The sequence below is a fragment of the Nitrospirota bacterium genome, assembly GCA_016212185.1.
In the GTDB taxonomy this organism is placed as follows: Bacteria; Nitrospirota; Thermodesulfovibrionia; order UBA6902; family DSMQ01; genus JACRGX01.
In genome coordinates, this window is sequence record JACRGX010000095.1 from 1 (window position 1) to 12,294 (window position 12,294).

Sequence of the window (12,294 nt, forward strand, 5' to 3'; positions counted from 1 at the left end):
AAATTAATTTTTATGGGGTGGTAGTTCAGCTGGTTAGAACGTCCCGACTTGTCGGGAAGGTCGCAGGGTTGATGCAGTGAAGTTTTTTTAAATTAATTTTTATGGGGTGGTAGTTCAGCTGGTTAGAACGCCGGCCTGTCACGTCGGAGGTCGCGGGTTCGAGCCCCGTCCACCCCGCCATAAAAATTGTGCCGTTTACGGTTTATATAATACAGAGTGAGTTTGATGGAACCCTGTACACAGGGCATACTAATAATGTTGTGAACAGGCTACAAAGGCATAATGACGGAAAGGCGCGCTATACTAAGCCAAAACGCCCATGGAAATTAGTATATACAGAAGAATTTCCAAGCAGGGCTGAAGCGATGCAAAGAGAAACAGAGTTAAAGTCATTTCATAGAAAAGATCTTCTAATGCAAATAATTAATACCACCGGTTAGGATATTCAGCAGTCTATATGCGGAGGCAAAAAATTTTTATGCCCTGCGTCTTCTTTCCAGCGCCACCATTAGCAGTGTGATTGCAGCGGGCGTGACGCCCGGAATCCTGCCCGCCTGCCCTAAACTGACGGGTCTTATCTCTTCAAGTTTTTCAACAATCTCCCTTGAAAGTCCGGGTATGCCTTTGAATACAAAATCAGGAGGGATTCTTTTCTCTTCAAATTTCTTGGATTTCACGGCGGCATCTGCCTGACGCGCAATGTAGCCGTCATATTTTACCTGTATTTCAACCTGACCGGCTGCATCTTGAGAAAGCCCGTTATTTGACGGCGAAAGACTTGCGATATCTGCATACCTGACTTCAGGTCTTCTTAGCAATTGAAGCAGGCTTGCATCTTCTTTTATCGCGGCGCCTCCGCGTTCTGCCAGCACCGGATTAATGACTCCGGGTTTAATCCGCGTGGACTTGAGCCGCTTGATTTCTTTTTCTATTGCAGACTTTTTTTGCAGAAACATTTCATAATTATCTTCGCTGATAAGCCCGAGGCTATAGCCTTTTCCCATGAGGCGGAGGTCTGCGTTATCCTGCCTTAAGAGCAGTCTGTATTCAGCCCTTGAGGTAAACATCCTGTATGGTTCTTTTGTCCCTTTGGTCACCAAGTCATCAATCAGTACCCCGATATAAGCCTCGTGCCTGCCGGGTATGAACGGCTCTTTGCCTTTAATCTTCAGCGCTGCATTTATCCCTGCGATAAGCCCCTGAGCGGCAGCCTCTTCATAGCCTGAAGTCCCGTTAATCTGGCCCGCAAGAAAAAGCCCGCGTACGAGTTTTGTCTCAAGGGTGGGGGCAAGCTGTGTCGGATACACAAAGTCATATTCAATCGCGTAGCCCGGTTTTTTAATCTCTGCCCTTTCAAGCCCCTTGATGCTTCTTACCAGCTTAAGCTGGACTTCGCGGGGCAGGCTTGTTGAAATTCCGTTTGCATAATATTCATCCGAGTCAATGCCTTCAGGCTCAAGGAATATCTGATGCCTGAGCTTATCCCTGAATTTTACAATCTTGTCTTCTATTGACGGGCAGTAGCGGGGACCGATGCCTTTTATTATGCCGCTGTAAAGGGGTGAATGTTTAAGGTTGTCAAGGATGATTTTGTGCGTAGTGTCATTTGTATAAGTTATGTAGCAGGGCATCTGCGGATTAGTTATCTCCTTTGTAAATAATGACATCGGAGGCGGCGGCACATCACCCTCCTGAATTCCCATCACGGAAAAATCAATGCTGTCTGCGGCAAGCCTCGGCGGGGTTCCGGTCTTAAGACGCCCTGTTTTAAAGCCGATATTTTTAAGGCTTTGAGGAAGCTCTATGGAAGGCGGCTCTCCCGCCCTTCCTGCGGGAAAGTTTTCCATGCCGATATGAATCAGCCCGTTTAAAAATGTGCCCGTGGCGACAACCACAGCCTTGGCCCTGTAAGTACTGCCTGATGTCTTAATTCCGCAGACCTGATTATTGGAGACGAGGATTTCCTCAATGCCTTCTTCTTTTATATCAAGTCCGTTCTGCGACTCAAGGGATTCACGCATGTGTTTTCTGTAAAGCGCCCTGTCTGCCTGAACCCTCGTGGCCCATACCGCAGGACCTTTGCTTTTATTCAGGACCTTGAATTGTATGCCTGCCTTGTCCGTGACCTTTGCCATCTCGCCGCCGAGCGCATCTATTTCCTTCACAATGTGGCTTTTGGCAAGCCCGCCGATTGCAGGATTGCAGGACATCTGGCCTATGGCTTCAAGGTTTGCGGTAAAGATGCAGGTGCTTAACCCCATACGCGCAGATGCAAGCGCAGCTTCGCATCCCGCATGCCCGGCTCCTATAATAATAATGTCGTAGTCACAGTTTTTGTTCATGACGATATTATTTTATAAACACGCCCCATAAAACGCCAGAGGCGTATTATGGGGCGTGTTTATTTATGGATGAAGGCTGAATATCTCATCAAAGGTGCCGGAGAGTTTAATGAATGCATTCAATACGATTGGGTCAAAATGCTCAGGCATTGTTTTTTCATCGCCTTCGGTGATTATTTTAAAAGTGTTCTCATGGCTGAAGGGCGGTTTGTACGGCCGTTCACTTCTCAGCGCATCGTACTGGTCGCAGATTATAACTATTCTGCCCTCAAGAGGTATGGTTTCGCCCTTTAATCCATTCGGGTATCCTGAACCGTCCCATCTTTCATGATGGTTTAAAGAAATTGACGCAGACATCCGGATATCCGCATATGATGAATTTGCGAGTATTTTTTCGCCGATAACAGTATGGGTTTTCATGATTTCATATTCTTCTGTTGTAAGCGCTGCCGGCTTGAGGAGTATATAGTCAGGTATTCCGATTTTTCCTATGTCGTGCATCTGGCTTGCAAATGTTATTTTTTCAATAAAATCCATAGGCATATCCAAATTCTCGGCAATTTTGTTCGCATAAAGACCAATTCTTGAAATGTGAGCGCCTGTTGCAGTATCCCTGAACTCGGCGACTGATGTAAGACGCTGAATCAGCTCCCTGCTGACATCCCTGACCATTGTCAGCGCATTTGCTAATTCCTGTGTCCTGTGCCTGACGGTATTTTCAAGCAATTGCCTGTAATTTTTTTCTGAATATACGAGGTTGCTGAACCTGACCGCTTTTTCAATTGAGTGCAGAAGATACTCCGGATTATACGGTTTCAGTATAAAATCAAATGCGCCGTGTTTTATACCGCTGATTGCCGTATCCAACTCTGCATATGCGGTCATGAGAATTATAGGTGTGTCCGCATTTATGATGTGAAGACGTCTGAGGAGTTCAATTCCTGAAATGCCGGGCATTTTAATATCCGTCAGCACGACATCAATTTTGCCTGCCTGAAATTTCTCTATTGCATCTGCGGCGTCGTTGGATGAAACGACTAAATAGGCGTATGCTTTTAATAAGGCTGAAGTAGAATCAAGCACAAGGGCATCGTCATCAACAACAAGAACAGTTCCTTTGTTTTTATGCTCCATTGCCAAGCGCCTCTATAATTTTTTTTAGAAGCATTGTCGGCGAAACGGGTTTTGAGATAAAGTTTATCCCCTGTTCAAGCACCCCGTATTTGCCTATAAAGTCGGCAGGATAGCCGCTTATGAACAGCACTTTTATGTCAGGATGTATTTTTCTGATTTTGTCATAAGCCTCGTTACCGCCCATTTTCGGCATTATTACATCAAAAAGAAGAAGGTCAATATCTTTATTCTCAATAAACTTATTTATTGCATCTGCCCCGTCAACTGCTTCTATGACCTTATATCCGGCATCTTCAAGAATCTGTCTTGTGAGTTTCCTTAACTCGTCTTCATCCTCTGCAAAGAGGATTGTTCCGGCTGCCCCTGCCAATTCAGGCGGCTTGCTTGGTTGTATTTCTTTAATCGCAGACTTGGTTACCGGCAGATATATGTTGAAAGTTGTGCCTTTGCCGGGCTCACTTTGACATGTGATATAGCCTTTATGCTGTTTGATTATACCGTAGACTATGGAAAGACCGAGTCCTGTGCCCTTTCCAAACTCTTTGGTTGTAAAGAAAGGCTCAAATATCCTCTCTCTTGTATTTTCGTCCATGCCTGTACCTGTATCTGAAACTGAGATAAGCGCGTATCTGCCTTCTTCGCCGTAACCATGCGCCGTTATAAAATCTCTTGTAAGTTCCACCGCGCCTGTTCTGATGGTTAAAGTTCCTCTTCCGGGCATCGCATCACGCGCATTTGTACAGAGGTTCATTATCACCTGCTCCATCTGGACAATGTCCGCAGTTACAATTAAATCTTCCGTTAATTCTATTTTCAGTTCAATATCTTCGCCGACAGCCATTGATAAGAGCTTCTCAATGCTTTTGATAATCTCGTTGATTTTAACAGGCTCAGGATTGCTTATCTGCTTTCTGCTGAATGCAAGAAGGCTCTGTACAAGATTTGTCGCCTTTTCAGAAGAGGAAAGCACCTGGTCAATTAAAATCCTTAAGGGATCATCTGCTCCCACCTTCAGTTTCATTATGCTTGCATAACCTATTATGGCGGTAATGATATTATTAAAATCGTGTGCAGTTCCTCCTGCAAGCTGGCCGATTGCCTCCATTTTTTGCGACTGGCGGAGCTGGTTTTCAAGTTTTCTCCGTTCTGTAATGTCCCTGACAACGTGTATTAACCCGGTTAAATTATTATTGCTGTCAAATCTCGGGATAGCCCGTATCTCAATAAACTTGTTCAGGTGAGGTTCAAACATTTCGCTGACGGCCGGCACCCCCGTCACAAGGGTTTGACAACTTGGGCACCCCTCAGGCGGGCATCCTGTGCCGTGATAATATTCATAGCATTTTGCCTTTGCGGCATCTAAGAAAGGCAATCCGAGGAGTTTTTCAGCCGCCTTATTGGCGCGGATAATATTAAAATCCTTGTCATGTACTGTAATCATGTCAGTAATGAGATTAAAGGTATCCTCCCAGTCGTGCTGAATCTGGAAAATCTGCTCTTCCATTTTTTTGCGTTTGGAGATGTCGGCTATGATTCCCATAATGCCGGTTATCCTGCCTTCAACATCATGCACAGGCGCAGTCGTAAGACTGACATCAAAAAGCGTTCCGTCTTTCTTCTGACGTTTTAGCTCCATGTCTGTAAAAGACTCACCCTTAAGCAATCGTTCCATAAAGGACTTAAACTCTTCACGTTTATCTTCGGGAACAATGGGATTAGGAAGCCCGAGCACTTCTTCTGCCTTCCAGCCGAACATATGCTCGGCAGCCGGACTCCAGAATTTAATTTTCCCTTCAGGGTCCACCATTAAAATAGCCAGAGGCGATGCCTGCATGAGAGACTGAAGTGTGCGGGTGGTTTCCTGCAGGGTTTCATGGGTCTTTCGGCGCTCTGTGATATCGCGGATTATGCTTAAAAATGCCTTCCTGCCTTCAAAATCTATTATCCCGGAGCTTATCTCCACAGGCATGACGGAGCCGTTTTTTCTTACGTGCGCGGATTCAAATACGGCTTTCCCGTGTTTTTTGATCGCTTCTATCCGTTCAGGAACACGGGCGGCAAATTCCAGCGAGTCTAACTGCGTTATATGCTTGGACAGCAATTCCTCCTTGGTATAGCCGAGACGCTCATAGGCAGTTGAGTTTGCGTTTATGAAATTCCCTTCAGAATCCAGAATAAATATGGCATCGTTAGCTGATTCAAAAAGGTTCCAGAAATTTTTTTCGCTTCTCAGCAGTCTTTCCTCTGTCTTTTTGCGTTTATTCAGGAGTAATCCGGCATAAACCGCAAAAATAAGAAGAGCGCTAGTCAGCAGGTGATTATAGAGTTCCTGAGGAGATGCAGAATACAAAGTATCTTTGTAAACAAAGGTATCAAGCAAAATATCTGCAATCCAATAGAGTGCAATAATCCCAATACAAAACCAGACAGCATTTTTTTTGTTTCTGGTTATGTATTCCAGCGCCTTTAAGATATTTATTTCAGACATTAGTTACATTGTTTAACAAAATGGAATTATTGTCAATCTGAAATTATGCAAGGAACTTTGTAATATATTGTTTAATGTTATATGAATAAGCTATTTTCTCAATTTGCATCTCTCTGCATGGTCGGGTTTTTTGCGAGGTTTTCCTATTCGCTTGCAAGAAGCCCGGTGCTTCCGCTCTTTGCCCTGTATCTCGGCGCAGGACTTGAGGCAATAGGGTTTATCGTAGGTATATCAACAGTCACCGGAATCTTGTTTAAACTGCCTGCTGGAGCGCTGTCTGATGTAATCGGGCGAAAAAAGACAATGCTGATAGGCATCCTGGTTTTCGCCTTTGTGCCGTTTGCCTATCTTTTTGTGAAGGATTACTCCATGCTGGTTGCAGTAAGGTTTATACATGGACTTGCAACCGCAATATACGGGCCTGTGTCCATGGCGGTTGTCGCGGATACCGCAGGCGCAAAAAAGGGCGAGATGCTGTCGTGGTTTTCCTCTATTACAATCATCGGAAATCTCCTTGGCGCGCCCGCAGGCGGGTTCATTCTTCACAGCCTCCCCGGCGCAGTCGACCCGTCACTCGCTGATTTTCACAGGGCATATATTGTAAGCGGTTTTGCAGGCCTGATGTCATTAATCCTTGCCCTGAGATTATTAAAGGGCGAAGAGCCTGTCAGAAAAGGCAAAGGGCTTAAAGAATCTTTTAGCAATTTCATATCAGGTATAAAAGAGGTGATAAGCGACAGGAGGATTGTAATCACATCAAACATGGAAGGCATTCAGAATATGACAGTCGGGGCATTGGAGGCTTTTCTTCCAATCTATGCAGTAACGGCTGCACAGCTTAATGAGTTTCAGGCAGGACTTCTCTGGGGTATACAGGTACTTACAACTATAATTTCCAAGCCTGTTATGGGGAAAATGTCTGACAGATACGGGAGAAAATCCATAATAACAGCGGGGATGATTTTATGTGCGGTGTCTTTTGGAGTGATACCGCTTTTAAAAGGTTTTTATCCGCTTATGATTGCGGCGGTATTCTTCGGCTTTGGCGAGGCGTTTGTGACCTCATCCTCTGCCGCGCTTGTTGCCGACATATGCAAGGAAAAACATTTCGGGGTTGCAATGGGAACATTTGGTACAATATTTGACATCGGTCATGCCGCAGGTCCCATACTTGCGGGGTTTTTAATTGCAAGTCTTAATTATCTTTATGCCTTCTGGATTATGAGCGGGATACTGATTTTTTCTCTTCCTGTTTTTATATTCGGCGTTAAGGAATAATTGCATTCAGCTTTTAACTCTTAACTTCCTTTGGTTTTCCCACCCGCAGGTATTCTATTCCGCCGATCAGGCTTATTAAACACATGATTGCAAATAAAAGGAGTGAAAGGCTTAGCGCATCTTCCTTCGCAACCCCGATGCTTCCAAAGAGTATGATAAAGCCGGCCTCCCTCACGCCTGAGCCTCCAAAGACAGAGATCGGGATGGCTGCCGCAACATTTATAATAGGCACGAAAATGAAAAAATAAATAATCGGCAGGTTAAGATTAATTGAAAAAGAGAGTATATAAACGCTGGTGATTCCGATTATCTGAATGATAAATCCGTAAAGCAGTCCCATGTAAATTATCTTTTTCTCTTTCTTGTATTCCATGAGGGGGGTGTAAAATGTGTTCAGCGCCTTTATCTTTCCCCAGTTTATGGTCCACAGGGCAATGCTTCCCAATAAAAATGCGGCGGCAAATGACGGGATGGCCCACCAAACCATTCCTGCAGCCTTCATATAGGAATACCCTAAAATATATGCAAAAAAACCTATGCATATCATGGCGGTAAGACCCATGTATCTGTCCATGAAAACCGATGCGAGTGATGTGCCCCCCGTCCCTTTGCCTGTATGCTTGTAAAGATAAAACGCCTTCAGGGCGTCTCCGCTGACAATTCCCGGCAGGAGCGTGTTAAAAAAAGAGCCGATAAAATAAAGTGAGACCAGCTTTGAATATTTAAGCCCTCCAGGCAGAAATAGCGCCCACCTTTTTGTTGAGACAAGGAGGAGAGAAGCATAGACAAGGAAACTTAATATAAAAAAACGCAGGTCAGTGTGCTTTAAAATATTGCCGACTGATTTTATATCCACCTGCTTAAAGAATATATAAAGAAGGGCGCCGCTTATGAGGATTTTTACAATTATACTAAGAGCTTTTTTCAATCTCCACCTCTTTCAAAACATATATCGGCTTGCGCTGGCTTTCATGATAAACCCTTACCATCATTTCACCCAGAAGCCCCATGCCTATAAGCTGAATCCCGACAATTATCAGCAGCACTCCTAAAAGAAGCAGGGGCCTTCCGCCTATTGCCTGCCCGGAGAGTTTCAGGATTGTCAGGTAAAGCGAGATGCCCATACCTGCGAGACCGCACAGAAGCCCTATGGGGCCAAACGCCTGAATCGGCTTTGTTGAGAAACTCTGAAGGAATTTCACTGTAATTAAATCCAGAATGACCTTCGGCGTTCTTGAAATCCCGTATTTTGATTTCCCTCGCTGCCTGCTGTGATGCGTTGTTTCAGCCTCTGCAATTTTCACCCCGTACCAGCTTGCAACCGCTGGGATAAATCTGTGCATTTCTCCATACAGATTTATATTTTTTACGACATCTGCCCTATACGCCTTAAGACTGCATCCGTAATCATGAAGTTTAACGCCTGTAACCATGCTTATAAGATAGTTGGCAATCATTGAGGGAAGCCTTCTTGTAAGGAACGGGTCTTTTCTCCTGCGCCGCCATCCGCTTACAATATCATATTCGCCTATCATTGAAAGGAGTTTCGGGATGTCCGCAGGATCATTCTGCATATCGCCGTCAATTGTGACAATTACATCGCCCTTTGCATGGTCAAAGCCTGCGGCAAAGGCGGCTGTCTGGCCGAAGTTGCGCCTGAAATACAGAGGTCTTACATTGACGTCGGTTTGCGCAATCTGCTTAAGCATTTGCGGGGTTTTGTCAGCGCTTCCGTCGTCAACAAAGAGTATTTCATAGGCCCTGCCTGATTTATCCATGGCGGATTTCAGGGCGTTATAAAGGGGCGCTATATTTTCCTCTTCGTTATAAAGCGGCACGACTATTGAGACAAACAAAATTCCCTCCGATAGTTTTTAAAAATATGACTTAGATAATAATAACAAGTCTTTGCTGATACTACAAGGGGAGGGCGTAATATTTGTAGAATTTCTCAGGGAATATTGGTAAACTTATTCAAATCAGGGCTCAAACAGGTGAGGATTCAGGTGAGATTTTTTCTTGAACCCTTGACCCCTTGAATCCTTGAACCCATAATGAACAGGAGGCTTTTTTATGGATATAAAATCATACGTTTTGAAAATGGCTAAAGAGGCTAAAGAAGGCGCAAGGGCTATTGCAAATGTCTCATCAGGGCAGAAGAGCAATGTTCTGATAAAGATGGCTGAGGCATTGGAGGCTGAGTCCGGAGCGCTGATTAAAGCCAACAAAAAAGATATTGAGGGAGCAAAGAAAAAGGGCTTGTCCAAAGCGCTTATTGACAGGCTTACGCTTAATGAGAAGAGGGTAAAGGAAATGGGGCAGGGACTGAGGGAAGTTTCTGCTTTGCCTGACCCTGTGGGTGAAATAGAAAAGATGAAGCAGAGACCGAACGGCATGATGGTAGGCAGGATGCGCGTGCCCATAGGAGTCATAGGGATAATTTATGAGTCAAGGCCTAATGTCACGGCAGACGCCACAGGCTTGTGCCTGAAGGCAGGCAATGCCGTTATCTTAAGGGGCGGCTCTGAGGCAATTAATTCAAACAAGGCGATCGTAAATATTTTACGGTCTGTTGCAAGAGTTCACGGCATTCATGAAGGCGTGATTACCTTTATTGACATTCCGGACAGGGAAGCAATAATGGAAATGCTTAAGCTTGAGGGGATTGTAGACCTGATAATTCCAAGAGGCGGCGAGGGGCTTATAAGGGCCGTGACTGAAAATTCAAGGATACCAGTGCTCAAGCACTACAAAGGTGTCTGCCATGTATTTGTTGACAGCGATGCTGACTTAAAAATGGCTGAGGACATATGCTTCAATGCAAAGGTGCAGAGGCCCGGCACCTGTAATGCGATGGAGACGATGCTTTTGGATAAAAAAATTGCAAAAGCCTTCCTCCCCGGGATTGTAAAGAGATTTAAAAAAGCAGGGGTAAAGCTTAAGGGCTGTCCTGAAAGCAGAAAGCTGGACGCATCACTCGCCTTTGCCAATGAAGAGGATTTTTACAGAGAATATCTTGATTTAATCCTGAACATAAAAATTGTAAAAGACATGGATGAGGCGATAAGGCATATTGCAAAATACAGCTCCGCGCACTCTGACGCAATAGTTACAACCAACCATGAAAAAGCCATGAGATTTTTAAGAGAGGTTGACTCGTCTGCGGTCTTTGTAAATGCCTCAACAAGGCTCAATGACGGCTATCAATTCGGTCTCGGCGCTGAGATAGGCATTGCAACCGACAAAATTCATGCGCGTGGACCAATGGGGCTTGAGGAATTGACCTGCATGAAATTCATTGTGCTCGGGAACGGGCAGATAAGGGAATAAAAGACTGTGATGCGTTATGCGTAATGGGTAAAAAATAAAATCACATCATGATGGGGCTGTGAGACTTGATAGCCTTAGGCTATTAATGATAAAGGTAAAATTACCCTGTTAATCTTGCTCTTTTTAGAAACTCAACAAACTCGTCTGACTCCGTATTCTAACACGATTAATCCCATGGATTTGTAGCAGCGATTATTGTTACGAGGGCAGAAAAGACACTCAATCCAACTCTGATTGATTGATAACTAAAATCGCCAACTGCTCTGGCAGCAGTCAGTCCTGAGATTAATGCTGTAAATAACGCAAGTTTGACATTTGTCCCTTTCATTTTTTTATTCCCCCCATTCATTTTTTCTTGTAGATTATCACTAAAAGATAAAAGTTTCAAAAGAAATAGCGCATGCTACGCGTTGAAGAGTTAATCCGATTAATTAATAACTTGACTTTTATTTTTCTCGTGTTAAAATGAATTATGCCTATTAAAAGGTTCATTTTTAACGAACTGGTCGCTCACCTTGCCAAAAAGGAAATGTCTTTGATTGTGGGGCCGAGGCAGGCAGGCAAGACCACTTTAATGCAGCAGCTTCAGGATTATCTGCAAAAAAAGGGTGAAAAGACTGTATTCCTGAGTCTTGATTTTGAAAGAGACCTGCCCCATTTCAATTCACAGACAGCTTTTTTGTCCAGGATAAAGCTTGAGTTAGGCAGCCGGAAGGGATATGTCTTCATTGATGAAATACAGAGGAGAGAGAATGCGGGGATTTTTCTTAAAGGCATATATGATATGCAGACGCCCTATAAATTCATAATTTCCGGTTCAGGCAGTGTTGAATTGAAAGAGAAAGTGCATGAATCCCTCGCAGGCAGAAAAAGAATATTTGAACTTAATACAGTTTCGCTGAAGGAGTTTGTAGATTTTAAAACAGAATATAAATATGAGGACAGGCTTAATAAAATTTTTCAGATAAATAAGACGGAAGGTTTGAGTCTCCTTATGGAGTATCTTAATTTCGGGGGTTATCCGAGGGTTATCCTTGAAGACACCTTTGAGGAGAAGCTGAAAATATTAGATGAGATTTATAGAAGCTATATTGAAAAGGATATTGCTTATCTTTTACGGGTAGAACGCATTGACGCATTCGGAAATTTAATAAGGCTTTTAGCGGGACAAGTCGGCAATATTATAAATCTTAATGAACTGTCCTCCACATTGGGCATATCTGTTCAAACTGTAAAAAACTATCTTACTTATGCAGAGAAGACATTTATTGTTAAACGGCTTACGCCTTATTTCAGAAACCTGAGAAAAGAGATAAGCAAGTCGCCTATAATATATTTTAATGATATTGGAATGAGGAACTTCAGTTTTGGCAGATTCGGCAAATACAGGACGTTATCTGAAATGGGATTTCTCTTTCAAAATCTTATATATCCTCTACTAACCGAAAGGATAAGACATGACGGCAGCACTATACACTTCTGGAGGACAAAGGATAAGGCAGAGGTTGATTTCATTATAAACAAGGGCGACAAAGTAATACCTGTTGAAGTAAAATGTAAGGAGTTGAAAGATAAAGTTGTCGCCCGCTCGCTAAGGGGATTCCTAAACAGGTATAATCCTGAAGAGGCGTGGGTTGTTAATCTTAGTTATCAGGAAGAAGAAAAAATAGGACAGACACGTGTTAGATTTATTCCCTTTTTTGAACTTTTGTAGCTATTAAG

The 12,294-nt window shown here is 43.7% G+C and carries 10 protein-coding genes and 1 tRNA gene; 5 read left to right on the top strand and 6 right to left on the bottom strand.

All coding sequences use genetic code 11. The annotated features are described in order from the left end of the window. Positions 1-103: 103 nt before the first annotated feature. Both HZA10_11015 and HZA10_11020 read left to right on the top strand, forming a co-directional pair. Positions 104-180, top strand: a tRNA-Asp gene (locus HZA10_11015). A gap of 8 nt (positions 181-188) precedes the next feature. Next, complete coding sequence (locus HZA10_11020) at positions 189-440, top strand: GIY-YIG nuclease family protein (GenBank protein ID MBI5196833.1); 252 nt, start codon at positions 189-191, stop codon at positions 438-440. Between the two features lie 36 nt (positions 441-476). Here the strand turns inward: HZA10_11020 and mnmG are convergent, their stop codons facing one another. The 3 genes from mnmG to HZA10_11035 all read right to left on the bottom strand — a co-directional run bounded on the left by mnmG (position 477) and on the right by HZA10_11035 (position 5,964). Next, complete coding sequence (gene mnmG / locus HZA10_11025) at positions 477-2,342, bottom strand: tRNA uridine-5-carboxymethylaminomethyl(34) synthesis enzyme MnmG (GenBank protein ID MBI5196834.1); 1,866 nt, start codon at positions 2,340-2,342, stop codon at positions 477-479. Between the two features lie 63 nt (positions 2,343-2,405). Continuing rightward, positions 2,406-3,476: a response regulator gene (locus tag HZA10_11030; GenBank protein MBI5196835.1), complete on the bottom strand. Its 1,071-nt coding sequence runs from the start codon at positions 3,474-3,476 to the stop codon at positions 2,406-2,408. Then, positions 3,466-5,964: a PAS domain S-box protein gene (locus HZA10_11035; protein ID MBI5196836.1), complete on the bottom strand. Its 2,499-nt coding sequence runs from the start codon at positions 5,962-5,964 to the stop codon at positions 3,466-3,468. Before HZA10_11035 ends, HZA10_11030 begins: the two co-directional genes overlap by 11 nt. Before the next feature lie 81 nt (positions 5,965-6,045). Between HZA10_11035 and HZA10_11040 the strand changes: the two genes are divergently transcribed. Next, on the top strand, positions 6,046-7,242 hold the full coding sequence (locus tag HZA10_11040) for an MFS transporter (GenBank protein MBI5196837.1): 1,197 nt from the start codon (positions 6,046-6,048) through the stop codon (positions 7,240-7,242). Between the two features lie 13 nt (positions 7,243-7,255). On the opposite strand, the gene HZA10_11045 is transcribed toward HZA10_11040, so the two are convergent. Together HZA10_11045 and HZA10_11050 are read right to left on the bottom strand one after the other, a co-directional pair. Further along, positions 7,256-8,170, bottom strand: coding sequence for a flippase-like domain-containing protein (locus tag HZA10_11045; protein MBI5196838.1), 915 nt, complete (start codon positions 8,168-8,170; stop codon positions 7,256-7,258). Continuing rightward, complete coding sequence (locus HZA10_11050; protein MBI5196839.1) at positions 8,154-9,098, bottom strand: glycosyltransferase family 2 protein; 945 nt, start codon at positions 9,096-9,098, stop codon at positions 8,154-8,156. The genes HZA10_11045 and HZA10_11050 overlap by 17 nt, the downstream gene beginning before the upstream one ends. A 217-nt stretch (positions 9,099-9,315) precedes the next feature. Here HZA10_11050 and HZA10_11055 point away from each other — a divergent pair, with 217 nt between their 5' ends. Continuing rightward, complete coding sequence (locus HZA10_11055) at positions 9,316-10,572, top strand: glutamate-5-semialdehyde dehydrogenase (protein MBI5196840.1); 1,257 nt, start codon at positions 9,316-9,318, stop codon at positions 10,570-10,572. A 166-nt stretch (positions 10,573-10,738) separates the two neighbouring features. Here the strand turns inward: HZA10_11055 and HZA10_11060 are convergent, their stop codons facing one another. Further along, on the bottom strand, positions 10,739-10,900 hold the full coding sequence (locus tag HZA10_11060) for a hypothetical protein (GenBank protein MBI5196841.1): 162 nt from the start codon (positions 10,898-10,900) through the stop codon (positions 10,739-10,741). A 144-nt stretch (positions 10,901-11,044) separates the two neighbouring features. Between HZA10_11060 and HZA10_11065 the strand changes: the two genes are divergently transcribed. Beyond that, on the top strand, positions 11,045-12,286 hold the full coding sequence (locus HZA10_11065) for an ATP-binding protein (GenBank protein ID MBI5196842.1): 1,242 nt from the start codon (positions 11,045-11,047) through the stop codon (positions 12,284-12,286). Positions 12,287-12,294 lie beyond the last annotated feature (8 nt).

Coding starts and splice junctions, on each gene's coding strand:
- mnmG (MBI5196834.1), bottom strand. CDS start 2,342: ATGAACAAAAACTGTGACTACGACATTATTATTATAGGAGCCGGGCAT.
- HZA10_11060 (MBI5196841.1), bottom strand. CDS start 10,900: ATGAAAGGGACAAATGTCAAACTTGCGTTATTTACAGCATTAATCTCA.
- HZA10_11035 (MBI5196836.1), bottom strand. CDS start 5,964: ATGTCTGAAATAAATATCTTAAAGGCGCTGGAATACATAACCAGAAAC.
- HZA10_11065 (MBI5196842.1), top strand. CDS start 11,045: ATGCCTATTAAAAGGTTCATTTTTAACGAACTGGTCGCTCACCTTGCC.
- HZA10_11040 (MBI5196837.1), top strand. CDS start 6,046: ATGAATAAGCTATTTTCTCAATTTGCATCTCTCTGCATGGTCGGGTTT.
- HZA10_11055 (MBI5196840.1), top strand. CDS start 9,316: ATGGATATAAAATCATACGTTTTGAAAATGGCTAAAGAGGCTAAAGAA.
- HZA10_11030 (MBI5196835.1), bottom strand. CDS start 3,476: ATGGAGCATAAAAACAAAGGAACTGTTCTTGTTGTTGATGACGATGCC.